Annotated in this window: 17 protein-coding genes, 2 tRNA genes, 3 rRNA genes and 4 pseudogenes; 13 read left to right on the top strand and 13 right to left on the bottom strand. The window is 54.0% G+C overall.

The window, feature by feature from the left end:
* Positions 1 to 13 precede the first annotated feature (13 nt).
* From ACP4CD_RS21350 to ACP4CD_RS21340, 3 genes are all read right to left on the bottom strand, one after another.
* Positions 14 to 751 (bottom strand): SapC family protein, encoded by a 738-nt coding sequence (locus ACP4CD_RS21350; protein WP_175463715.1) that lies wholly within the window; start codon positions 749 to 751, stop codon positions 14 to 16.
* A gap of 47 nt (positions 752 to 798) precedes the next feature.
* Complete coding sequence (locus ACP4CD_RS21345) at positions 799 to 2,520, bottom strand: ShlB/FhaC/HecB family hemolysin secretion/activation protein (protein ID WP_426992520.1); 1,722 nt, start codon at positions 2,518 to 2,520, stop codon at positions 799 to 801.
* Positions 2,521 to 3,043: 523 nt separating this feature from the next.
* Positions 3,044 to 3,208: a hypothetical protein gene (locus ACP4CD_RS21340; protein ID WP_281023426.1), complete on the bottom strand. Its 165-nt coding sequence runs from the start codon at positions 3,206 to 3,208 to the stop codon at positions 3,044 to 3,046.
* Positions 3,209 to 3,405: 197 nt separating this feature from the next.
* Here ACP4CD_RS21340 and ACP4CD_RS21335 point away from each other — a divergent pair.
* A pseudogene (locus ACP4CD_RS21335) lies at positions 3,406 to 3,486 on the top strand (hypothetical protein); the annotation flags it as partial.
* A gap of 54 nt (positions 3,487 to 3,540) precedes the next feature.
* Positions 3,541 to 3,987: pseudogene (locus ACP4CD_RS21330) on the top strand (IS66 family transposase zinc-finger binding domain-containing protein); the annotation flags it as partial.
* A 127-nt stretch (positions 3,988 to 4,114) separates the two neighbouring features.
* Here ACP4CD_RS21330 and ACP4CD_RS21325 read toward each other — a convergent pair.
* The 7 genes and pseudogenes from ACP4CD_RS21325 to tyrS all read right to left on the bottom strand — a co-directional run.
* A pseudogene (locus ACP4CD_RS21325) lies at positions 4,115 to 4,240 on the bottom strand (hypothetical protein); the annotation flags it as partial.
* A 299-nt stretch (positions 4,241 to 4,539) separates the two neighbouring features.
* A 5S ribosomal RNA gene (gene rrf, locus ACP4CD_RS21320) occupies positions 4,540 to 4,655 on the bottom strand.
* Positions 4,656 to 4,880: 225 nt separating this feature from the next.
* Positions 4,881 to 7,774: ribosomal RNA gene (locus ACP4CD_RS21315) — 23S ribosomal RNA — on the bottom strand.
* A gap of 292 nt (positions 7,775 to 8,066) precedes the next feature.
* A tRNA-Ala gene (locus ACP4CD_RS21310) sits at positions 8,067 to 8,142 on the bottom strand.
* Between the two features lie 32 nt (positions 8,143 to 8,174).
* Positions 8,175 to 8,251: transfer RNA gene (locus ACP4CD_RS21305), tRNA-Ile, on the bottom strand.
* A 60-nt stretch (positions 8,252 to 8,311) separates the two neighbouring features.
* Positions 8,312 to 9,845: ribosomal RNA gene (locus ACP4CD_RS21300) — 16S ribosomal RNA — on the bottom strand.
* Together the 16S, 23S and 5S rRNA genes with 2 tRNA genes alongside form the textbook arrangement of a ribosomal RNA operon.
* 347 nt (positions 9,846 to 10,192) lie before the next feature.
* A complete protein-coding gene (gene tyrS / locus ACP4CD_RS21295; protein WP_426992518.1) occupies positions 10,193 to 11,395 on the bottom strand; it encodes a tyrosine--tRNA ligase in 1,203 nt (400 codons plus the stop codon).
* A 144-nt stretch (positions 11,396 to 11,539) separates the two neighbouring features.
* On the opposite strand from tyrS, the gene ACP4CD_RS21290 reads away from it, so the two are divergent.
* Positions 11,540 to 12,832, top strand: a complete 1,293-nt coding sequence (locus ACP4CD_RS21290) for a peptidoglycan DD-metalloendopeptidase family protein (protein WP_426992517.1) — start codon at positions 11,540 to 11,542, stop codon at positions 12,830 to 12,832.
* A 4-nt stretch (positions 12,833 to 12,836) separates the two neighbouring features.
* Positions 12,837 to 13,946 (top strand): anhydro-N-acetylmuramic acid kinase, encoded by a 1,110-nt coding sequence (locus ACP4CD_RS21285; protein WP_426992516.1) that lies wholly within the window; start codon positions 12,837 to 12,839, stop codon positions 13,944 to 13,946.
* Here ACP4CD_RS21285 and erpA read toward each other — a convergent pair.
* Complete coding sequence (gene erpA, locus ACP4CD_RS21280) at positions 13,943 to 14,275, bottom strand: iron-sulfur cluster insertion protein ErpA (protein ID WP_064030567.1); 333 nt, start codon at positions 14,273 to 14,275, stop codon at positions 13,943 to 13,945. The two genes, ACP4CD_RS21285 and erpA, sit on opposite strands and share 4 nt — an antisense overlap.
* A 126-nt stretch (positions 14,276 to 14,401) precedes the next feature.
* Between erpA and sixA the strand changes: the two genes are divergently transcribed.
* Positions 14,402 to 14,884 (top strand): phosphohistidine phosphatase SixA, encoded by a 483-nt coding sequence (sixA, locus tag ACP4CD_RS21275; RefSeq protein WP_064030569.1) that lies wholly within the window; start codon positions 14,402 to 14,404, stop codon positions 14,882 to 14,884.
* A 119-nt stretch (positions 14,885 to 15,003) separates the two neighbouring features.
* On the opposite strand, the pseudogene ACP4CD_RS21270 reads toward sixA, so the two are convergent.
* A pseudogene (locus ACP4CD_RS21270) lies at positions 15,004 to 15,435 on the bottom strand (transposase); the annotation flags it as partial.
* A gap of 119 nt (positions 15,436 to 15,554) precedes the next feature.
* Between ACP4CD_RS21270 and ACP4CD_RS21265 the strand changes: the two are divergent.
* The 7 genes from ACP4CD_RS21265 to ACP4CD_RS21235 all read left to right on the top strand — a co-directional run bounded on the left by ACP4CD_RS21265 (position 15,555) and on the right by ACP4CD_RS21235 (position 22,415).
* Positions 15,555 to 16,019, top strand: coding sequence for a TonB-dependent receptor domain-containing protein (locus ACP4CD_RS21265; protein ID WP_426992514.1), 465 nt, complete (start codon positions 15,555 to 15,557; stop codon positions 16,017 to 16,019).
* On the top strand, positions 16,016 to 16,306 hold the full coding sequence (locus tag ACP4CD_RS21260; protein WP_426992512.1) for a hypothetical protein: 291 nt from the start codon (positions 16,016 to 16,018) through the stop codon (positions 16,304 to 16,306). The genes ACP4CD_RS21265 and ACP4CD_RS21260 overlap by 4 nt, the downstream gene beginning before the upstream one ends.
* Positions 16,307 to 16,463: 157 nt before the next feature.
* Positions 16,464 to 17,033, top strand: coding sequence for an RNA polymerase sigma factor (locus ACP4CD_RS21255; protein ID WP_426992511.1), 570 nt, complete (start codon positions 16,464 to 16,466; stop codon positions 17,031 to 17,033).
* 2 nt (positions 17,034 to 17,035) lie between these two features.
* Complete coding sequence (locus ACP4CD_RS21250) at positions 17,036 to 17,974, top strand: FecR family protein (RefSeq protein ID WP_426992509.1); 939 nt, start codon at positions 17,036 to 17,038, stop codon at positions 17,972 to 17,974.
* A gap of 105 nt (positions 17,975 to 18,079) precedes the next feature.
* Entirely contained in the window at positions 18,080 to 20,665 is a 2,586-nt protein-coding gene (locus ACP4CD_RS21245) for a TonB-dependent siderophore receptor (RefSeq protein ID WP_426992508.1), read from the top strand.
* A 151-nt stretch (positions 20,666 to 20,816) separates the two neighbouring features.
* The gene (locus ACP4CD_RS21240; protein WP_426992507.1) at positions 20,817 to 21,386 is read left to right on the top strand and encodes an RNA polymerase sigma factor; all 570 of its coding nucleotides are present in this window, start codon (positions 20,817 to 20,819) and stop codon (positions 21,384 to 21,386) included.
* A 51-nt stretch (positions 21,387 to 21,437) separates the two neighbouring features.
* A complete protein-coding gene (locus ACP4CD_RS21235; protein WP_426992506.1) occupies positions 21,438 to 22,415 on the top strand; it encodes a FecR family protein in 978 nt (325 codons plus the stop codon).
* 119 nt (positions 22,416 to 22,534) lie between these two features.
* Here ACP4CD_RS21235 and ACP4CD_RS21230 read toward each other — a convergent pair whose 3' ends face one another.
* Positions 22,535 to 23,047: an RNA polymerase sigma factor gene (locus ACP4CD_RS21230; RefSeq protein ID WP_426992504.1), complete on the bottom strand. Its 513-nt coding sequence runs from the start codon at positions 23,045 to 23,047 to the stop codon at positions 22,535 to 22,537.
* Between the two features lie 271 nt (positions 23,048 to 23,318).
* Here ACP4CD_RS21230 and ACP4CD_RS21225 point away from each other — a divergent pair, with 271 nt between their 5' ends.
* Positions 23,319 to 23,468 carry a transposase gene (locus tag ACP4CD_RS21225; RefSeq protein ID WP_426992503.1) on the top strand — a complete coding sequence of 50 codons (150 nt, stop codon included), beginning with the start codon at positions 23,319 to 23,321 and terminating at the stop codon, positions 23,466 to 23,468.
* The last annotated feature ends 44 nt before the right edge of the window (positions 23,469 to 23,512 follow it).

The raw sequence follows: 23,512 nt of genomic DNA, 5'->3' as shown, positions 1-23,512 counted from the left end.
CTGTCCTCTCGAATCAGTGCGGTTTTTCGGTGCTTGCGGCGGCTTTGCGTTCCAACAGGCGGGCAAAATTGCTCAACGACGCCAAGTGCAGATAGATCAATCCCAGCGCTCCGGTTTGGAACAGGCTGTCCAACGCATCCCGGCTGATTTTTTGGAAGCGCGCCTCATCCACTATCCAAAGACCGGACAACGAGTAACGCTCGCCGCTCGGTGATACCGCATCGGCGCGACGCTCGGTTAAGAGGTCCAATTCGTGCAAGGTGGCGGCGAATTGCGCAGTCCGTTGCGATTCGGCGTGGAACTCCCGCAAAAAGGCGATGATTTGTTGCAGGTAAGCCGACGGTTCGCCGTCGACCAACAAAGGCTCGCCGGCCGTTTCGTTAAAACGTGGGCTAGTGTCGTCAAAACAAACGATCAATTGCTTGTCTTCGGCTTGCTCGGCGGGTACGAACGGGTATCGGCGGACGAAGGCGGGTATGTAATGACCTGCCCAGCGACCGGCACCATTGACGAACAGGTTTTCGCCATCGTTCAAGCCCAGCACCGCGACCGGGACAAAGTGCCCGTCGCCGGCTTTGGCGAAGGCGATCGGGTATTCCTTGCCGGCTTCGCCGAATTCCGGACCAATCAGCGGTACCGAGTTACTAACTCGCGCATATCCTACGTCGTCGGACGGCACGATATGCAACCGACCGTGAGCGGCGGGGTTCAGGCTGACGATGCGTTTATAAAATAGCAATTGGTTGTCCACGGTGGTATCGCAGGTTGAGTTGGTGGAAAAACGGAGCCCGAAGACGCTTAAAACGCTTTGCTCAGGCTGACCCAAAAATGAGGCGTTTTGTAAGTTCCGTCCGAGTCGTTGCCGTCCGTAGAGCGCGCTGGGTTGGCGCCTATGCGTTGAGCAACGCTGCCGCGGATGACGAAATTGCCGGGGACCGTCCAGTTGATACCGACACCGCCGCCGCTGAGCGTGTAGTGATTGGGAACGCCTTCGGTGGCATTCGGCCAAAGATCGTTATGCAACGTGATGCCGCCGTGGTCGATGAAACCGACCAACTCGACATGTTCGTAAACTTCGTAGCGCAATTCGAAATTCATCAGATAGCCCTCATCGCCGAGGGCTTCGTTGACCGGATAGGCTCTGATGCCGAAGGGACCGCCGAGGCTGAATTTTTCGGAGGAATCCAGGTTTTTGGTAGCCAACTGTCCGCTGAAACCGGCGTACAAGCGTAATTTGTCGGTCAGACCTTGCAGGCGGGAAGCATTAAGCGAGAATTTTTGATAGGCGCCGCCGGCTCGAGCCGTGGCCCGATTTTGGGCTTGATCGACTGGGCTGCCCGACAAATCCAGATTGCCGGCCACCATGGTCGCGCCGAACAAGGTCACCGCACCGCCGAGCCAATCGTCTTGATGGTCGCCGCTCAGGCCGACGTAACCGCTTTGCACTTCTTTGTCGCTGACCACGCTAGCAAGGCTGGTATTGTAGTAGTGGCGATCGTCGAAACCGCTGGCAACGTACAGATTCGTACTCACCCCGCGCAGCAGCGGATAGGTCGCGAAAGTGCCGCCGGTCCAGGCCGAGCCTTGCGCGTCCAACGACTGAAAGGGTTCGCCCAAGGTATAGTCCAACGCGGACGCCGCCAAACCAACCCGAAGCCCGGAGTAACCCACCGGCAACGAATAAGCGACCCGCCCGTAAACGTTGCCGCTGCCGCCCTGAACGCGCAACGTCGCCAAGTCGCCCAAACGCAAGGGGTTATTGAGGTTCAGAGACCCACCGAACTGGTTCATGCCGACCGAACGCACGCCGGTATTGCTGTAATCCACGGAGCCGCTGATTAGGTTGCTGGGGTCGATTTTCAACAGCAGGTCGGATTCACCCGCTCTCGCGCCGGCTTTCAGGGTAGACGATACCGTGCCGCCGGTCAGGTCGTTCAACAGCAAAATACCGCGCTGCATATCGGCCAACCGCAAGGCTTCTCCCGCCGGCTGAGCCGCCAACATCGTTTGTCGGGGAATGTCGTTTCGGTAAGTGTTAGCCGAGTCGTCAACTTCGACCTTGCCCAGGGTGGCTTCGCGGATCAGGATTTCGACGATACCGTCGCGAATTTGCTGAGCTGGCAATAGCGCGCGGGCGAAAAAACCACGTTGCTGGTAATACGCCGCGATATCGCGAGTGATTTTGCGCAGTTCAAGCAAGTTCAAGTCCTTGCCGATATAGTCTTTTAGAAACGACTGCAGATCGGCCTCGCTAATCAACACGGCGCCGCTGATCTTCCAACCCTTTACTTGGATGCGGATGTCGCTTTCACCGGCAGGCGCCGGTTGTTCCGATATTTCGAACGGGACTTGCGAGTTGCCCGGCAAAATCGATTCGGGTTTGATATTTCGCAAAATCGAGCCGGCCTCGGGAACCACCTCGACCGCGTGACCGACCACTAAGTAACTGATTAATGAAGCTAAGGCGCCGGCACGAAGCGGAACAAGGCTGACGTTGCGATTTCGATGGTTCGGTTGCATACGATTCCACTTAACTGAAATGAATGAGAGTTGTGGCCTGCCCGTATTCTTAAGGCAGCAAAGTCGGTTGCGACTATCGCCTATAAACTCATTTTACCCGTTACGAATTAGAGTGCCGCTTTCCGGTCGACGTTGTGTCTCGATCGCATCAGCACAACCGCTCAACTCATGGGCCTAAAAGCATGCCCCGAGTAGACCACAAGAACTAGATGGAAATAATATAGTCGATTCAAAACTAACTGACAGCAAAAAAACGCCAAACTTTAATACGCCCGCGTCACAGTTCTGGCATTTTCCGAGCAAGGACGCTCCAGCAACAGTCGTTTTTTGTCAAATTTGTAGGGTAATTTGCATTGCATGCCCTTTAAACCACGCGATTGGCTTTTCGGACAAAGCGGTAGCAGTTTATTCGGATAGCGGCCCGCCTTGCATCGCCCCTTCTTCGCTCCGTACCACCACCGATCAGGACGCCACTTCGCAGCGTCAGGCCGATCAGGCGCAGTATGCGTTTGTCGGTGATCCGTTATCCCATGCGAGCAATCGACCGGTCACGATAGATTCGATCAAAGAATTTCGATAAATCAATATCCACCACGTACTGCTTGCCGCTGTTGATGATGCTTTGTGCCGCTTGATGTGGAATCCGTCCCGGACGGAAGCAAACTGTGCGGCGAAAATTGCGGTTCAAATAGCGGCTCCAGCAGCAGCTTCAATATAGCGTTATCGAATGGCGTTAAACTGGAATTGCAAGGGGTTAGCTTGACCGATCTATCCCCTTTATTGAATATCAAGGGGTTAGCTTGACCGATCTATCCCCTTTATTGAATATATTGAACGGTCTGGCCGCCTTGCTGTGTTCCCTTCGAGCCGAGATTAAAGGTCTACTTGCACCGCGAACCGGTCGATGGCCGCAAGGCCATCAATGGCTTGGCATTGCTGGTCGAGCAGGCATTAGGCTTGAATCCGTTTGAACCGGCGATCGATGTGTTCAGCAATCGGCGGCGGGATCGGATCAAACTGTTGCATCGTCTGTATGCGGCCAAGTCCGAGGCCAGAGCGAATCTGGCTCAGCGCGATCTGTTTCTGAACGAAGCCGAAGCTCTGGCACCCAACGCTGCACCGGTGGCCGAGGAAACCACACCTGAAGCTGTCGAAGGGCAGGCCATAGTCGCAAGAAACGCGGCCGCAAACCGCTCGATCCCCTCCTGCCTCGCGAGATTGTGCGCCATGAACTAGCGGAAGCCGAGCGCATCTGCGCCCATGACGGCACACGCCTGGTGGAAATCGACGCTAACATCAGTGAGCAACTCGATATCGTGCCGCAGCAAATCCACATTATTCAATATCAGCGCATCAAATATGCCTGTCCGTGCTGCGACAACAGCATCCGGATCACGCCGCCACCGGCGCGCATCATCCCCAAAGGCTTACTCACCGAACCCGTGCTGGCTTGGGTGGTGAGGGCGGTGTTGTCTACTGACTTCGGTGCCGCCATTGACAGCACCGGTGCAAAGGCCGATCGTATGGCTGGGGTACTGGGCTGGGCTGCACTGACATTTTCACAGTGCCGGTTAATCCATTTGCGCATCAGATTGGCATTGATGCCGTGTTCCAATGCCATCAAGGCTACCGAAACACCCGGCTGCAGACAGGCTTCACCGAGCTCCCGTTTTGCTTCCGGGTCATAGCGACAACGGCCATGACTCCGATGTCCCACCATTAGCGGTCGCGATAATCGTCTCTTGTTCTCCATCGTAGGTGTCCACCTTGTTATAAGTGGACACTATATTCAGAGCTTTTAATCAGGAGTGATAGACGTGGCTAAAAGGGCTCTTACGATTTATTATGCGCAATAAAAATCTAGTAGCGCGGCTTGAAGCTTATTTCACCTTGCGCTCAAGGGCGTTGGAACGAGCGATTGGCTATCGTTCAGAATAAGTCGCCAAATAGACAGTTACTAATCGAGCAAGACAAAAAAAGCCCGCTTATTAGATTAATAGGCGGGCTTTTGGTATAGGCGCTTGGCGATGACCTACTTTCACATGGCAACCTGCCACACTATCATCGGCGCTAAGCGGTTTCACTTCCGAGTTCGGGATGGGATCGGGTGGTTCACGCTTGCTATGTTCACCAAGCAAACTGGTTAAGTTGGTTGTTGACCAACTGTCATGCAACAGGTCGGTTAAGCCGTTTGGCTTAGCCTTCAGGCATTTACTACGCTAACCACCGCGAGTGCGGATATTCGCGCTTACGTGGTTTTGCCTTTGACCTGCTTTTCATGGAAATCTGTATCGAGTTCGTTCTCTTGCGTTGTTTTCAGCGATCGTCATTTGACGTTACCCAAACGCATTGGGTGTTATATGGTCAAGCCTCACGGGCAATTAGTACACGTTAGCTACGCCCATTACTGGACTTCCACACCGTGCCTATCAACGTTGTCGTCTCCAACGGCCCTTCAGGGGACTTAAAGTCCCAGTGAGATCTCATCTTGGGAGGGGCTTCCCGCTTAGATGCTTTCAGCGGTTATCCTGTCCGAACGTGGCTACCCAGCAATGCCCTTGGCAGGACAACTGGAACACCAGAGGTTCGTCCACTTCGGTCCTCTCGTACTAGAAGCAGCTTCCCTCAAATCTCAAACGCCCACGGCAGATAGGGACCGAACTGTCTCACGACGTTCTGAACCCAGCTCGCGTACCACTTTAAATGGCGAACAGCCATACCCTTGGGACCTGCTTCAGCCCCAGGATGTGATGAGCCGACATCGAGGTGCCAAACACCGCCGTCGATATGAACTCTTGGGCGGTATCAGCCTGTTATCCCCGGCGTACCTTTTATCCGTTGAGCGATGGCCCTTCCATACAGAACCACCGGATCACTAAGACCTACTTTCGTACCTGCTCGACTTGTCCGTCTCGCAGTCAAGCACCCTTATGCCTTTGCACTCATTGCCTGATTTCCGACCAGGCTGAGGGTACCTTCGTGCTCCTCCGTTACTCTTTGGGAGGAGACCGCCCCAGTCAAACTACCCACCAGACACTGTCCCTAATCCAGATAATGGATCGAGGTTAGAACTCCAAACATACCAGGGTGGTATTTCAAGGTTGGCTCCACAAGAACTGGCGTTCCTGCTTCAAAGCCTCCCACCTATCCTACACAAGTAGGTTCAAAGTCCAGTGTCAAGCTATAGTAAAGGTGCACGGGGTCTTTCCGTCTAGCCGCGGGTACACTGCATCTTCACAGCGATTTCAATTTCACTGAGTCCCAGGTGGAGACAGTGTGGCCATCGTTACGCCATTCGTGCAGGTCGGAACTTACCCGACAAGGAATTTCGCTACCTTAGGACCGTTATAGTTACGGCCGCCGTTTACTGGGGCTTCGATCAAGAGCTTCGCTTACGCTAACCCCATCAATTAACCTTCCAGCACCGGGCAGGCGTCACACCCTATACGTCCACTTTCGTGTTTGCAGAGTGCTATGTTTTTGCTAAACAGTCGCAGCCACCGATTTTTTGCAACCGCCTTACGCTCCATCCGCGAGGGACTTCACTTATCAACGGCATACCTTCTCCCGAAGTTACGGTATCATTTTGCCTAGTTCCTTCACCTGGGTTCTCTCAAGCGCCTTAGAATTTTCATCCCACCCACCTGTGTCGGTTTAGGGTACGGCCACTTGTAACCTGAAGCTTAGAGGTTTTTCCTGGAAGCAGGGCATCTATCACTTCGCGTTTCTTTCGAGACACTCGTCATCACGCCTCAGCATATAGCATCCCGGATTTGCCTAAGATGCCTGCCTACACGCTTAAACGGCCACTTCCAACCGACCGCTGATATAGCCTTCTCCGTCACCCCATCGCAGTTACAACTGGTACAGGAATATTAACCTGTTTTCCATCGACTACGCCTTTCGGCCTCGCCTTAGGTGCCGACTAACCCTGCGTCGATTAACGTTGCGCAGGAAACCTTGGGTTTACGGCGAGGGGGTTTTTCACCCCCTTTATCGTTACTTATGTCAGCATTCGCACTTCCGATACCTCCAGCCGACTTCTCAATCGACCTTCGCAGGCGTACGGAACGCTCCTCTACCACTCACGCAAAGCGTGAATCCGTAGCTTCGGTACTATGCTTAGCCCCGGTAAATCTTCCGCGCAGACCGACTCGACCAGTGAGCTATTACGCTTTCTTTAAAGGATGGCTGCTTCTAAGCCAACCTCCTGGCTGTCTGTGCCTTTCCACATCGTTTCCCACTGAGCATAGATTTGGGGACCTTAGCTGACGGTCTGGGCTGTTTCCCTTTTCACGACGGACCTTATCACCCGCCGTGTGTCTCCCGTGCTGACACTTGCTGGTATTCGGAGTTTGCATCGGGTTGGTAAGTCGGGATGACCCCCTAGCCGAAACAGTGCTCTACCCCCAGCAGTGATACACGAGGCGCTACCTAAATAGCTTTCGAGGAGAACCAGCTATCTCCGAGCTTGATTAGCCTTTCACTCCGATCCACAACTCATCCCCTACCTTTTCAACGGGAGTGGGTTCGGTCCTCCAGTGTGTGTTACCACACCTTCAACCTGGTCATGGATAGATCGCCCGGTTTCGGGTCTACACCTTGCGACTCAACGCCCTATTAAGACTCGGTTTCCCTACGCCTCCCCTATTCGGTTAAGCTTGCCACAAAATGTAAGTCGCTGACCCATTATACAAAAGGTACGCAGTCACCCCACGAAGGGGCTCCCACTGCTTGTACGCATACGGTTTCAGGTTCTATTTCACTCCGCTCTCCGCGGTTCTTTTCGCCTTTCCCTCACGGTACTGGTTCACTATCGGTCAGTAAGGAGTATTTAGCCTTGGAGGATGGTCCCCCCATATTCAGTCAACGTTTCACGTGCGCCGACCTACTCGATTTCACTAGAAAAAGGTTTTCGTGTACGGGGCTATCACCCTGTATCGCCGGACTTTCCAGACCGTTCCACTAACCTTATCCTAGCTTAAGGGCTAGTCCCCGTTCGCTCGCCACTACTTAGGGAATCTCGGTTGATTTCTTTTCCTCCGGGTACTTAGATGTTTCAGTTCTCCGGGTTCGCTTCAGTGAGCTATGTATTCACTCAAAGATGACGAGGTTATCCTCGCCGGGTTTCCCCATTCAGACATCGCCGGATCACAGGTTGTTTGCCACCTCCCCGACGCTTTTCGCAGGCTACCACGTCTTTCATCGCCTCTTACTGCCTAGGCATCCACCGTATGCGCTTATTCACTTGACCATATAACCCGAATACGTCTGTATTAAGGTTTTTAGTCGCTGACATGTTCGCTGATGTTGCTTGAGAACGTTTTACGGAGGTTTTGGGCCGCTTTCTTTCGAAAGCCGCTGGCTACCGCCCGCAACTCGTTTTTAAGTATTGATCGTTAGCCGATCAAGACTTAGGTTACAGATTTCCATATTGTTAAAGAGCGTATTGATACGAATATCAATGCTATCGAGCCTTGGGTTATTAACCGAAAAGCTGTATAGCGTTGATGTTGATATCTTGGCTTAAGATCGACGTCACGTGATGGTGGAGCCAGGGAGGATCGAACTCCCGACCTCCTGCGTGCAAGGCAGGCGCTCTCCCAGCTGAGCTATGGCCCCGAATAGATTCAGACTTTCGCCTTTTCGTTAGTTGGTGGGTCTGGGAGGATTTGAACCTCCGACCTCACCCTTATCAGGGGTGCGCTCTAACCAACTGAGCTACAGACCCAGGTGCGTCTTTCAATCGAAATAATTTGTTGTGAGTACGTGTGACAGTGTTCTGTCTTTGTAAGGAGGTGATCCAGCCCCAGGTTCCCCTAGGGCTACCTTGTTACGACTTCACCCCAGTCATGAATCACAAAGTGGTAAGCGCCCTCCCGAAGGTTAAACTACCTACTTCTTTTGCAACCCACTCCCATGGTGTGACGGGCGGTGTGTACAAGGCCCGGGAACGTATTCACCGCGGCATTCTGATCCGCGATTACTAGCGATTCCGACTTCATGCAGTCGAGTTGCAGACTGCAATCCGGACTAGGATCGGCTTTTTGGGATTTGCTGGCTCTCGCGAGTTTGCTGCCCTCTGTACCGACCATTGTAGCACGTGTGTAGCCCTACCCATAAGGGCCATGATGACTTGACGTCGTCCCCACCTTCCTCCGGTTTATCACCGGCAGTCTCCCTAGAGTTCCCGACTTGACTCGCTGGCAACTAAGGATAAGGGTTGCGCTCGTTACGGGACTTAACCCAACATTTCACAACACGAGCTGACGACAGCCATGCAGCACCTGTCTCTCGGTTCCCGAAGGCACCAAGTCATCTCTGACAAGTTCCGAGGATGTCAAGGGTAGGTAAGGTTCTTCGCGTTGCATCGAATTAAACCACATGCTCCACCGCTTGTGCGGGCCCCCGTCAATTCATTTGAGTTTTAGCCTTGCGGCCGTACTCCCCAGGCGGTCAACTTAATACGTTAGCTCCACTACTAAGTTCTTTAAGAACCCAACAGTTAGTTGACATCGTTTACGGCGTGGACTACCAGGGTATCTAATCCTGTTTGCTACCCACGCTTTCGTACCTCAGCGTCAGTTTGAGTCCAGAGAGCCGCCTTCGCCACTGGTGTTCCTTCAGATCTCTACGCATTTCACCGCTACACCTGAAATTCCACTCTCCTCTACTCAACTCTAGTCTTCCAGTATCAAATGCAGTTCCCAGGTTAAGCCCAGGGCTTTCACATCTGACTTAAAAAACCGCCTACGCACGCTTTACGCCCAGTAATTCCGATTAACGCTTGCACCCTCCGTATTACCGCGGCTGCTGGCACGGAGTTAGCCGGTGCTTCTTGTATAGGTAATGTCAGTCTATCGGGTATTAACCGATAGGTATTCCTTCCTATTGAAAGTGCTTTACAACCCTCAGGCCTTCTTCACACACGCGGTATTGCTGGATCAGGCTTTCGCCCATTGTCCAATATTCCCCACTGCTGCCTCCCGTAGGAGTCTGGGCCGTGTCTCAGTCCCAGTGTGGCTGATCATCCTCTCAGACCAGCTACGGATCGTCGCCTTGGTAGGCCTTTACCCCACCAACTAGCTAATCCGACATAGGCTCATCTATTAGCGCCAGGCCCGAAGGTCCCCGGCTTTCATCCGTAGATCGTATGCGGTATTAGCGTGAGTTTCCCCACGTTATCCCCCACTAATAGGCAGATTCCTATGCATTACTCACCCGTCCGCCACTCATCCGGGTGCAAGCACCCTTCAGCGTTCGACTTGCATGTGTTAAGCATACCGCCAGCGTTCAATCTGAGCCATGATCAAACTCTTCAGTTTAATAATGCTTGATACTAAATAAGATTAGTATCCAATCTTGGCTCGACTACAGAACGTCGTTTCTTGCGAATTGACGTGGATTCTCTGCGCCGATAATTTCTAACAGAAACGTATCGCCACACATACCCACACAAATTATTTCGATTCATCTTGTTAAAGAGCCAGAGCATCTCGCCCTGTTGAGCCGACATATTCTACAGAACTTTCAGAAAGTGTCAACACTTTATTTTCGAAGCCAGAAACAAACAACTTCCGAAAAACCAGCCACTACCGCAAGCCCGGCAAATCCTGCCGCTCTTCGCTACCAACTCAGTCAGTAACGAAGAGCCGCTCATTATAGCGGTTTTCTAATTCGCGTCAAGCGTTATTTCGACGCGAGCAAATTTACGCTTACCAACTTGGTAGACATGGTTGGTGTCGACCGGGATAACGGCTTTAACGTCTTCTATTTTTTCTCCATCGATTTTCACGGCGCCTTGCTTGATCAGACGCATCGCTTCCGAAGTGCTATCGACCAACCCGGCGTTTTTCAACAAATTGGCAACTGGAATCCCAGCCGCATCGACCTTCAACCCCACGGACTGGATATCATCAGGCAGCGCGCCGCGTTGAAACCGGGCTTCGAAAGCTTCCAATGCGGAGACCGCCGCCGCCGCCCCATGAAACCTTTCGACGATTTCCTGGGCCAGCGCGACTTTGTGATTACGCGGATTCTCACCGGCTGCGCAGGCTTGCCGTCGTGATTCGATTTCCGCCATCGGCCGAAAACTCAATAGCTTGAAATAACGCCACATCAAATCGTCGGAAATCGACATCAACTTACCAAACATATCGTCCGACGTATCCGCTATGCCGATATAGTTATTGAGCGATTTGGACATTTTCTGAACGCCGTCCAAGCCCTCCAAAATAGGCATTGTCAACACTACCTGCGGCTTTTGACCATATATTTCCTGCAACTGGCGCCCTACCAACAGGTTAAATTTTTGGTCAGTTCCTCCCAGCTCGACATCCGCCTTCATGACGACGGAATCGTAACCTTGAATCAACGGGTAAAGGAATTCATGGATAGCAATCGCTTGACCACTTTTGTAGCGCTTACTGAAGTCGTCCCGCTCCAGCATTCGAGCTACGGTATGCTTGGCCGCCAACTGGATCAACTCGGCACTGGTCATCGCACCCATCCAGGAAGAGTTGAACTTGACTTCGGTTTTTTCGGGATCGAGAATTTTGAAAACCTGGGCCTGGTAAGTCTTGGCGTTCTCCACCACCTCTTCCCGACTTAACGGCTTCCGCGTCACGTTCTTGCCGGTAGGATCGCCGATCATCGCGGTAAAATCGCCGATCAAGAATTGCACCTTATGCCCGATATCCTGGAACTGTTTGAGCTTGTTGATCAGTACGGTGTGACCAAGATGTAAATCCGGTGCGGTGGGGTCGAATCCAGCCTTGATCGTCAACGGCCGACCCTCTTCTAATTTTTTCAGCAAATCCGCTTCCAGCAAAATTTCGTCAGCGCCGTAACGCAGTTGAGCCAAAGTTTCCTGCAACAATTTCCCCTCCCGGTAACCTTAAAGTTTGGGGGCGCATTATATGATGCAATTGTACGTGAGGATAAAAAATGCCCGTTTATGGCAGTTAACGACGAAATTGCCTACAATGAGACGCTCGACAAACAATGAAAAGTGATTACTGTGCAGAACAGAATACTCAAGTCGGCGCTACTCGGCGTCTACACCGTTGTTGCCGCCGGCGCAAGTTACGGACTAATACCGCATAGAACCTTCGAAGATAAAAGGACGCTTGAACAAGAAGCCCTGATCTCCGCAAAAATCAACCAGTATACGAATTACGTCGAGCCTGCTCCCGAGCAGCCTTTGGACGTCACGGAAGAACTTGAACATACCGTCCGATCCGGCGAAAGCTTGTCATCTATTTTCTCCGACTTGAACTTAAGCCGCGAAGACCTGCATAAAATCGTCCATGCCAACGCCACAGGCAAACAATTCGCCGATGTTGCCCCCGGTAACGACGTGGTGGCCACCCTAAACGCCGATGGCGAACTGGAACGACTCACCTATGCAAAAACCCCGTTCGAAACGCTGATTGCGACTCGACACGACGACGAGTTCGATGTCGAACTGCTCAGCAAAAAAGTCGATTACCAACTCGCCAGTGCCAAGGCGACTATCCACGCATCATTGTTTGAAGACGGCACCCGCGCCGGGCTGCCTGAGAAACTGATTTTAAAACTGGCCGACATTTTCGCCTGGGATATCGATTTCGCGCTGAATTTACGGGAGGGCGATCAATTTACCGTGGTTTACGAAAAACTCTTCGTCGACGGCAAGGAATTCGACAGCGGCGACATTCTCTCGGTCGAATTCGTCAACCAGGGCAAGGTCTATACGGCGGTACGCTTCGAGGACAACCAAGGCAACACCGGTTACTACACCCCCGAAGGCAACAGTCTGCGTAAAGCCTTCCTGCAAACGCCGATGGATTTCGCCAAAATCAGCTCGCACTTCGATTTGCACCGCAAACATCCCATCCTGAACACGATACGCGCCCACAAGGGCGTCGATTATTCGGCGGCGACCGGCACGCCGATCAAGAGCACCGGGGACGGCAAAATCATTTTCAAAGGCGGCATGAACGGCTACGGCAATGTGGTGGAAATCGAACACGGCCAAAAATATTCAACCCTATACGCCCATCTGTCCGGCTTTAAGTCCGGTTTAAAAACCGGCGGTTCCGTGAAACAGGGCGAGGTTATCGGCTATGTCGGCAGTACCGGTTTAGCGACCGGCCCACATTTGCACTACGAATTCAGGATCAACGGTGAACACGTCAATCCTCTAACCGTCAAACTACCTCATTCCCTTCCCATGGACGCTACGGTACTCGCCAAATTCAAGGCGCAAACCCAACCCTTGCTTGCCCAACTCAAACAAGCGAAAGGCGAAGCTCAGTTCGCCCAAAATTAAGCCCATGCCCGATCTATATATCGGCTTGATCTCCGGAACCAGTGTCGACGGCATCGACGCCGCGCTGGTCGATTTCAGCGACGGCGCCATCCGTCTGATCGCGTTTCACTATCACCCCTTCGGCGAAGAACTCCGCAACGCCATTTACCGGATTAGCCAGCCCAATCAACCGGTATACTTAAAAGAATACGGCGAACTGGACTGCAGACTCGGCATATTATTTGGGGACGCGGCAACCGCCTTGCTGGCGAAAGCCAACATAGACGCCAGTAGCGTCAACGCAATCGGCAGCCACGGCCAGACGATTTACCATGCGCCGGAACCGCCTTTCCCATTTACACTGCAAATCGGTGATCCCAATGTGATCGCGGAATGCACCGGCATCACAACCGTAGCCGATTTACGCCGCCGCGACATCGCCGCCGGCGGTCAGGGCGCACCGTTAGTACCGGCATTTCATAGCGCGGTGTTCGGCGACTCGACGCAAACGCGAGTAATCGTTAATATCGGCGGCATCGCCAACATCACAGTTTTAAACGATCAGCCGGTAATCGGTTTCGACACCGGCCCCGGCAACGGCCTGATGGACTGGTGGTGTCAGCGACACCGCCAACAAGCCTACGACGCCGGCGGCGCGTGGGCCGCGACAGGCAAGGTTCATGTGGGTTTACTCGCCACCTTGCTTGATGATCGATATTTCCGCTTACCGCCCCCGAAAAGTACCGGCAAGGAATACTTCTCTAGCGCTTGGCTAACGGAAAAACTCCAACCATTCGGCGACTTACCGCCGCAAGACGTGCAGGCCACGCTCTGTCAATTCACCGCCGACTCGATTGCCGCCGCAATCCTCGCTTGGGCAGCCGAAACGAGACAAGTGCTGGTGTGCGGCGGCGGAGCGCATAACGGCCACTTGATAGGCTTGTTGGAAAAAGCGTTAAACGTACCGGTCGAATCGACCGCGAGATTCGGCATCGACCCAGATTGTGTCGAAGCGATGGCTTTCGCTTGGCTGGCGAAACGAACCTTACAAAACCAAGCAGGGAATTTACCCAGCGTTACCGGCGCGAAAACGCCGGTAACGCTGGGCGGAATTTATCCGGGCAATAAGCGTTAAGCGGAAAACGACGATCCGCAACCGCAAGTGGTCGTCGCGTTGGGGTTCCGAATGACAAATTGCGCGCCGGACAAATCTTCTTTGTAATCGATCTCGGCGCCTTGCAAATACTGGATACTCATCGAGTCGATCAACACCGTGACGCCGTCCTTCTCGATTTGGGTATCGTCGTCGTTGATGTCCTCGTCAAACGTGAAGCCGTATTGAAACCCCGAACAACCGCCGCCGGAGATATAGACCCGCAACTTAAGGTTATCGTTACCCTCTTCCTGGATCAGGCCGGCAACCTTCCGCGCGGCATTATCGGTAAATACAATCGCATCAGCCATAATTTAGACTCTTCAGTGACTACAAAATAGGTAACGGATTATGGCTATACCCAGTAATTTAGTCAAGATTACCCAATATCGCACCGCTAGCCGTTGCGCCCCTAACCTCCAGATAACTAGAGCACTATGATCATCACCTTGCTTAGACACGCCGACGCCGAGCCGCAACGTATCGGCATCGCCGACGCCGACCGCCATCTAACCGAAAAGGGCGAGAAACAAGCCAAACGCCTGGCTAGATTCTGTCTCCGCAACCGCCTCTTGCCCGGCAGACTTTACGCCAGCCCGCTGGCGAGGGCCCAACAAACCGCCAAACTGCTGCAGGCGAATCTGACCGGCTGCCCTATGCCGCATACAGCGCCATGGCTAGCAGGCGACAACGACACTCACACCTTGCTTCGAGAGCTGACCATTCTCGCCGAAGATACCGACGACGTGTGGCTGGTCGGACATGAGCCGAATTACTCCGACGTTGTAGGCCAATTGCTAAGCACCTCACCCGCCAGCGTAATCGTCAAAAAAGCCTCGCTAATACGTTTGGAGATCACGTTCGCCGAACCGGCCACCGCCACGCTATTGTGGAGCATTCCGTGTTCCTTGATGCACTGACGCAAAATGACCAACAGAACCGGGACTAGTCTGCGATCCGAGACGGCCCGAAGTTTACGGCCGACAACCGCAAGCAGCTTGGCGACCCGAAAACAGAAACCACCTTCAATTCTAAGCAAGGCCCAGACCTGAATCAGCGTACCGTCCACGGAAAAATGGTCGTCGGACAGCAATTTTTGCCAGTCCGCCAAGGCCGGCACTCGTTCGAAAAACAAGCGACTGATGCGCTCGTTCAGCAAGCGGTCGCGGTTGGCGCTGAAGGTGGAGTGGTCCCAAACTTCGTCGTCCATGGTCAAGCCAACGAACCAGCGATACAACAGGTTGAAATCGATATGCTCTGCCAACTGCCGTTCTGAACGGATGGAAAACAGGACGTGCTGTAGGCGGGTGCGGAGCAAACGTTCCGGCGGAATGGAATCCTGACCGCGACGAGCGCAGAGCGTGTTGAACTCATCGTTGAGTGTGGACAGTAGCAGATCGACCACTTTGCGCGGCTTGCGGAGCGGATGTTTTTTCGGAATCCGTCCTTCCAGGGTTCGGTAACTGAACAGCTCTTATTGGGTGATGTCGGCGCCGCGCATGAATTCGATGGAATATGTGGAAAACAATAGAGTTTTACCGATAATCACAACATGTTACGAATATATCCAGCACCTAACTCAACGAATCCATGCCGATTGAGGAGGAGATAAAATCAACAGCCTGTTACAGCAATTACACCGAAAGTTTTGGTGCCAATATCGGCAAGGTCTATCCCAACCAGCCAGTGCCACCTTCGAGTGCGGAGCAATGGGAAATGGGGGCGAAAACCGAGTTTTTTGGCGGGCGCTTACGCGCCACCCTGGCTTACTATGACCTGACCAAAACCAATGTCGCTACCGACGACAATCTGCGGCCCAATCAAGGCTTCTCCGTGGTGGCTGGCGCGGTGCTCAGCCGTGGGCCGGAGTTGGACATTCAAGGCGAAATTCCGCCGGGCTGGAACCTAATAGCGGCTTATGCCAATACCGATGTCATCACGACAAAAACTTCAATGCCTACCCCGCCCAGGGTGATCGTTATCACGGCGTGCCAAGAAATACCGCCAGCTTTTGGAATACCTACGAATTCAAGAACGGTGACTGGCAAGGATTGAAAGTCGGTGGCGGCATCACCTTGCGCGACAATCAGGCGACTAACGCCCCATCAGGCGCCAATCTGGAGGTGCCGGGTTACGAAACCGCGGATTTGATGGCCGCCTACAGCCGCAACATCGGCAAATCCAAAATCAGCGTGCAATTCAACGTCAACAATCTACTGGACAAGTACTACTACAGCTCCATCATGCCCTATCGCATCCCTTCGGCTCTGGGTTATGACACCAGTTACGTCAGCTTCGGTACGCCCCGTTCGTTTATGGGTTCCATCAAAATCGAATACTGAACTCCGTTAGGTCACGGACGGCTATATCCGCATTCCTCCCCGCGTATCGTTTCGCCGGTAGCCTTTTCCAACAATCGATGGCATAGTTTTATTACATTCAAGTTGGCGACATTCCCCACCATGCCGCCGACCAACAGGTTAAGGAACACACCTCGTCATGAATAAAACCATCGCCATTGATGAACCGTTGACATGGCCCACCGAAACCGCCGCCGCGGTTTCAATCAACCCCTCCCTAGTCGGTAAACTCTACGACGACCATTATCAGGACTTGCAACGCTATCTGCGGCGGCATTGCCCCGATCGCGAATCGATGGAGGTGATATTGCAAGAGGTCTATTTGAAGCTGCTGGAAATGGACGACCTGAGCGCGATTCAAACGCCTGGCGCCTATCTGAACCGCTTGGCGCGAAATTTATTGATCGATCATTATCGCCGCCGACAGCGCGAGGGCGGCCACTGGGTTAACGACAGCGAAGAAGTCTGGGAAAACGCCGACGCCGGCTTCGACCACGAAACCGATCTGCACTACCGGCAACAGTTGGAAACCTACGAGCGCCTATTACAACAACTGCCGCCGCCGATTCCCGATGTGGTCTATCTGAACCGTTATCAAGGTGTCTCGCTGGAACAAATCGCCAAGCGCTACGGTAAGTCCAAAAGCTGGGTCGAAAAAACTATTGCGAAAGCGCTACTGTACTGCAGACAGCGCATGCAGGATTTTTGAACGTGGCCGATTCCGCTTACCGAACAAGCGACGCCGACGCCATCGCCAACGAAGCCGCGCACTGGGTTGCCCGGCTAGAATCCAGCCGGATGGACGAACACGAACGCCGTGCTTTCATGGCCTGGATCAAACAGTCGCCGGAACACCGCGCCCGATTTTTTGAGATGCGCAAACATTGGCAAGGCCTGAGCAGTGCCAGCAGCGCGGTCCGGACGCGGACCACAGCCTTTCGCGCGCCGGCACTCCGCTACGCGGCGGCGATTTTACTGGCGGTCGGCCTGCTGAGTTGGCATTTCAGATTGCCGGACCGGCTGCAAGCCGACTTCGCAACCGCGCCCGGCGAATCCAAAACGGTACAACTGAGCGACGGCAGTACGCTGTATCTGAACGCCGACACCGCGCTAGCGATAGCCTTTACCCCGCAAGGCAGGCAAATTCGACTGTTGCGCGGCGAAGTCGAGTGTCGGGTCGCCCACGACAGCCATCGGCCTTTCGCCGTCGTTACCGGTCCGGATCGCGTCACCGCGCTGGGTACCGACTTCAGCGTCTACCGCGACTCGGGGCAAACCACGGTATCGGTGTTCGAAAGCACCGTACAGGTTGAGCACGCCGACCACCTGGTCGGCGTATTAAACCCTGGCCAACAGCAACATCTCGACGATGAAACCGGTGCCGCTCCGCCGCTTAACGGCGTCGGCGACGACGCCCGCGCCTGGCGTTACGGCCAATTGGTATTTACCGCCCAATCGCTGACCGACGTGGTCGCTGAACTGAACCGCTACCGGCCAGGCAAGTTGGTTTTAATGAATCGGACGGCCGCCCAACGCAAAGTCAGCGGTGTTTTCAATATCAACGACCTGGAAAGCGCAATCCAGACCATTGCCAACACTCAGCAACTACGAATCGTTCGCTTGGGCGCTTGGCTGACGGCGATCTACTGAGCCTACCCGCAAAAAAATTCCGCGAATTTTTACGACCATCCCCCCGTCGTTTCGTCAGTGTAAAAGAAGGCCTACTTCGAGGCTAACCGAAAGGAAACGACACCGATGACTCAAAAACCACTATCGCCGCTATTTTGCCTATTGTGCGCCGCGCTGCCCGCTTCGCTACCCGCGGCGGCCGCCGCCGAACCGGTCCAATCCAGCAGCCAGGGACCGCAAGACTTCGATCTGCCGTCGCAAACCCTGGGCGAGGCCCTCAAGGCTTTCAGCCGCCAAACCCGCTTGCAATTGTTTTACGACGCGGAACTGGTGGCCGGCAAAATCAGCCCCGCGCTTCAGGGGCGTTTTACGCCAAGCACCGCGCTACAAAAAATCCTGGAGAACAGCGGGATACGTTATCGCCTGGAAAACGGGAACACGCTGGTTTTGGAAAAAGCCCCAACGAAACCCGATCAGCCGCAATCGGCGAATACACTACCCTCGGTCACTGTCGTCGGCCAAACCGTTCAATTCGACGCCACCGATCCGTATAACGAAGATTACGTGCTGCCGAACGCCACCAGCGGCACCAAAACCGACACGCCGATCATGGAAACGCCGTTGAACGTGCAGGTGATTTCCAAGCAGGTGTTGAAGGATCAGCAGGTCATCAACCTGGGCCAGGCCTTGAAGAACGTCAGCGGCGTGACCACCGGCAGTTTTGCTTACGGCACGGGGAATGCCAACGTCGCCAACCAGCAAATCACGTTGAGGGGCTTTGCCTCGGAAACCTTCTTTCGTAACGGCTTTAGATTGCAACAAGGCTCGGCCCAGCGTGAAATGGCTAACGTGGAAAGTGTAGAAGTTCTGAAAGGCCCGGCCGCCATTTTATATGGCCTGGCCGAGCCGGGCGGCATGGTCAACGTCGTCACCAAGCAACCGTTAGCCACGCCCTATTATTCCGCCAGCCAACAGTTCGGTTCTTATGACCTATATCGAACCGTATTGGATGCCACCGGGCCGCTGACCCAAGACGACACCTTGCTTTATCGCACGGTTTTTTCGTATGAAAACAGCAATTCTTTTCGCGACTTGGTCTTCAACGACAGCGTGTTTTTCGCGCCTTCGCTGAAATGGAATATCAGCCCCAAAACTCAGGCAATGCTGGAATTGGAATATCAGCATAAAAAGTTTGGCGCCGATGTTGCGGCCGTACCGGTTATTAACGGTCAACTTCTGAATATTCCCAATAGCCGTAATTATGGCGAATATTCGCCAGGCCAGACCGATACCATTTTCGTGGGCCTGAATTGGTCGCACCAATTCAACGACGATTGGTCGATCAAGCATCGGGTATCGGCCAATTTGAACGATAGCTTTATTCCAGTAAGTAGTTACCCCGTTTTTAATCTGGCTGATCCCGCGACATTGGCTGTATTTCAAAGTTTTGTTCTCGGCCCCATCACGCCTAATTCTATTCCGCGACTGTCTTACATAAACCAGAAAAACAATAATGACACCTACTCCACCAATCTCGATCTGGTCGGGCATTTCGATACGTTGGGCTTGAACCATACCCTGCTGTTCGGCGGCGACTATTACCGGCTTGACTCTAGCGGTAGTCACCAGACCGATTTGGGTTCTTTTTTAAATTGGTATGCGGGCGGTCCGGAACCATCGAATATCGATGCCTTCAACCCCAGCCATCCCGGCAGAAATTATCCACCGACGGTCGATCCGACCAGCTACAACAAAACCGTCACCAATACCGATCAATACGGCCTTTATTTCCAGGATCAGATCAAGCTACCTTATAACTTTCAAGTGATGGGCGGCATTCGTTACCAGTACATTCATCAAAAGCAATCATCGCAAAATTACACCGGCACGGTGACTCCACAAGACCCAACGACCCAAGACGCGGTGACGCCGCGCGTCGGCATTCTGTGGCAACCGCAAAGTTGGCTCAGCCTTTACGCCAACTATGTTGAAGGTTTTGGCGCCAATACTGGGAAAACCTATGTCAGTCCCGGCGTCAGCAAAACGATAGACCCCACCAGTGCCAGCCAATACGAAGGCGGTATCAAGACTTCGTTCTTTGATGGCCGCTTGCGGGCTACCTTGGCGTATTACGACCTGACCAAAACCAATCTGGCTTCGACGGACCCCGATGTTACCCATGTTTGCGGAGGCGAGCGTTGCAAGATTGCGATTGGCGAAGTGCACAACCGCGGTCCGGAACTGGATATTCAAGGCGAGATTTTGCCGGGCTGGAATGCAATAGCCACTTACTCGTATACGGACACCACTATCAGCAAAACCAATCCGGAAAATGAAGCCTTTTTGGGCTTGTATCCGGTCGGAACTCGCTATTGGGGCGTACCGCGCAATACCGCCAGCGTTTTCAGTACCTATGAATTTCAAAGCGACACTCTGAAAGGCTTCAAATTTGGCGGCGGAATCAACCTGCAAAGCAGTCAGCTGACTTGCTGCAATGCACCGCAATTTTCGATACCGGGTTATGCCACGGTTGATCTGTTGGCGGCCTACAGTATCAAGGTTGGAAAAACCAAAGTCAGTGCGCAGTTGAATGTGAATAACTTATTGGATACGTATTATTTCACCGGAGCCGGATTCGATAGTCCCAGCGTGATGTTTCCAACCTTCGGTCAACCCCGATTTTTCATGGGGTCCATCAGCGTTCAATATTAGCCCAGGCAAAATGGAACGCCACGTCGGTCCCGCCTGGATGACGGCTGGCGTTCCTCGCCATAGGATGCCAGCCGCTAGCCAACAACAGCATCACGGGCATCGATTGGCGAATCGGCCTACGCGATAGCGCGACGACAATTTGCGGTGTACCATGCGCGAGAATTCACGCATTCACTCGACGCAAACACCCCAACGCATGAACGACTTGGCAAGGCACAGGGTTCAGTGCCTGATAGAAACCCACCAGAAGGATTTGCAGGCCATGTTGCGGCGGCGCCTGGATTGTCCCCAGGACGCCGCCGATGTGGCCCAGGAAGCCTATCGGCGCCTGCTGAAGATCATCCCCGCTCAAGACATTCAAAGCCCCAAGGCCCTGCTGTTTCATATCGCCGGCCAGTTAGCCGTCAACGTGCTGAATCGCCGGGCTTGGCACGACGCCAAACACGATGGCGACGCGGCGCTCGAAGAGCAAACCAGCCGGGACCACAATCCCGAACAACAATTAAGCCTGTCGCAAACTCAAGCCGTGATCCGCGCCGCGATCGACTCGATGCCGCCGCGCCGGCGTGAAGCCTTCGTTCTGCATCGTTTTCACCATCTCACCTACCCGCAAATCGCCGACATCCTCGGTATTTCGGTGGCGATGGTGGAAAAGCACGTCAGCGCCGGCCTTCTGACTTGCCGACAGCACCTGCACGATGCCGGCTTGCTGGAACCGTGACATGAATCTCCCCCCTTTTAGCGACGCGCGACGGCTCGACGGCGACCGGCGATGTCTGACCATCCCAACACGCCATCGCCTGCCGAGGCCGCCAGCGCTTGGTTTGCCCGGCTGCGTTCGCCGGACTGCGGCGCGGCGGACCGGCTCGAATTCGAGCGCTGGCTGGCCGCCGACCCGCGCCACCGTCAGGAATATCAAACGTTGGAGTCGCTATGGCAAGCCATGAGTCCGTTGCAGTCGGTCTATGCCGGTCCGTCAGGCGGTAAACCAGCTCGCCGCGCCGTCGCCAAGCGTTTTTATCCTGTCGGTATCGCCGCCGCGCTGCTGTTGGCGGTTGGTCTCCTGTGGCGGAACCCGTATTTCGGCGAACACTATCAACACTACCATACCGATATCGGCGAACGGCTCGGCGTGACCTTGGCCGACGGCAGTTTGCTGGAATTGAACACCGCGACCGACGTCACGGTTCGATACGACACAGGCCGGCGCGAGTTGGCGCTCGAACGCGGCGAGCTGTTCGCGCAAGTCGCCCACCAACCCTGGCGACCTTTCGTGGTCAAGGCCGACGGCGGCGAAACCCGCGACATCGGCACCCAATTCGCGGTCTATCGCGGTCCGGCATCCACCACGGTCAGCGTATTCGAAGGCGAAGTGGAAGTCCGCTCCGGCGCGGGTGCCCAAGCACTTGCCACCACCTCGCTGCGCGGCGGCGAGCAACTGGCCTACAACGCGTCCGGCCGTCAATCCGCACCGATCGCCATCGACATCGAAGCCCGCCAAGCCTGGCGGCGCGGCGAAATCATCTGGCGCAACCAAAGCTTGGCCCAGGTAGCCGCTGAAATCGAGCGCTACCATCCGGTCCGCATCCAACTGGCCTCGCCCGGACTGGCAAGCCAACGCATCAGCGGCGTGTTCAAGGCCGACGACCTGAACGGCATCGTCTCCGCCATCGCCGCATTGCTGGACGCCGAGGCCCGCCGGCCCTCGCCGGAAGTCGTGGTATTTACCGAAAACCGGCAACGCTTGTAACCGCTTAACGCAAAGCGCAATTTTGCCTTTCGGCGAAATTCAATTTTCGCGATCGCAATTTCAGAGGCGGACGGCCAATTAGAAATTTTGTTTTTGATTAATGACGTGGTAGGGCTGGCTTAATAATTGCCATCATTCAATTGTATTTCGATCAGCTTTTTCCCTGCCTGCCGCAGCACGTGTTCGACGTGGCGTTCGGAAACCCCAAGCTCGGTAGCGATTTGCCGCAGACTTTTGCCTTCCAATCGATGCCAATAAAACATTTGCCGGCTGGACACGGGCAAGCCGCTTAACCAGCGGTTGACCTTCTGCCACTGCTGCTGGGCTTGCAAGTATTCCTCGGGTTGCGGACAAAGACACGGCCATTCTTCGTCCAAATCGCCGCCGTCCCGCTCTTGTTTCCGGGTTTGGGCGCGTAAATGATCCAATGCCAAATTACCGGCGACCCGGTACAAAAAGGCCCGGCCATTAGCGATTTGGTCTTGTGCCGGATATTCGGCGATATGCAAAAAGGTGTCGTGCAATAAATCGGCTGCCGTTTCGGCACAATCCACCCGCCGATACAGAAACTGCCGTAACTCGCTCTGATGGCGTAAAAAGGCTGCGGTCAGCGGCGGAAAGTCGGGGTCCATTATCTAACGTTAAGGGTATTGTCTAAAATAGAACAGGGGTAGACGGACCGCCTCGCCGGCGCTGTATCCAACGACGATTAAAATAGCTTCGCTGCCAGACCGTCATAACGGCGGTAATACCCGGAACGGGTGAATTTTCATCATGATTCCCATGTTAAATTCCCGAATAACTTAAACCGCATCGCTCCAGCAGCCATGCAATATCGACGCACACACCGAGGGCGGCAGCTATTTCTTTACTGTCAACCTGGCAGAAAGAAAACGGCGCTTATTGGTAGAGCACATCGATGCGCTGCGCGAGGCCATCCGCATCGTTCGCAGCCGCCACCCGTTTCAAATCGACGCGATGGTGGTGATGCCTGACCATTTGCATGCCGTATTCACGATGCCGCCGGAAGATGCCGATTACCCGACCCGCTGAATGTTGATCAAAGCCGGATTTTCCCGAAACATCCCCAAAACCGA

Source organism: Methylomonas stagni, assembly GCF_050154735.1.
In the GTDB taxonomy this organism is placed as follows: domain Bacteria; phylum Pseudomonadota; class Gammaproteobacteria; order Methylococcales; family Methylomonadaceae; genus Methylomonas; species Methylomonas koyamae_A.
The sequence above is the reverse complement of the archived record's forward strand: the minus strand, read 5'-3'. Positions and strand labels throughout refer to the sequence as shown.

Bases quoted from the DNA above. Each gene is read 5' to 3' on its own strand.
- ACP4CD_RS21345 (WP_426992520.1), bottom strand. From the start codon at position 2,520: ATGCAACCGAACCATCGAAATCGCAACGTCAGCCTTGTTCCGCTTCGT.
- ACP4CD_RS21285 (WP_426992516.1), top strand. From the start codon at position 12,837: ATGCCCGATCTATATATCGGCTTGATCTCCGGAACCAGTGTCGACGGC.
- erpA (WP_064030567.1), bottom strand. From the start codon at position 14,275: ATGGCTGATGCGATTGTATTTACCGATAATGCCGCGCGGAAGGTTGCC.
- sixA (WP_064030569.1), top strand. From the start codon at position 14,402: ATGATCATCACCTTGCTTAGACACGCCGACGCCGAGCCGCAACGTATC.
- ACP4CD_RS21265 (WP_426992514.1), top strand. From the start codon at position 15,555: ATGCCGATTGAGGAGGAGATAAAATCAACAGCCTGTTACAGCAATTAC.
- ACP4CD_RS21255 (WP_426992511.1), top strand. From the start codon at position 16,464: ATGAATAAAACCATCGCCATTGATGAACCGTTGACATGGCCCACCGAA.
- ACP4CD_RS21245 (WP_426992508.1), top strand. From the start codon at position 18,080: ATGACTCAAAAACCACTATCGCCGCTATTTTGCCTATTGTGCGCCGCG.
- ACP4CD_RS21240 (WP_426992507.1), top strand. From the start codon at position 20,817: ATGCGCGAGAATTCACGCATTCACTCGACGCAAACACCCCAACGCATG.
- ACP4CD_RS21235 (WP_426992506.1), top strand. From the start codon at position 21,438: ATGTCTGACCATCCCAACACGCCATCGCCTGCCGAGGCCGCCAGCGCT.
- ACP4CD_RS21230 (WP_426992504.1), bottom strand. From the start codon at position 23,047: ATGGACCCCGACTTTCCGCCGCTGACCGCAGCCTTTTTACGCCATCAG.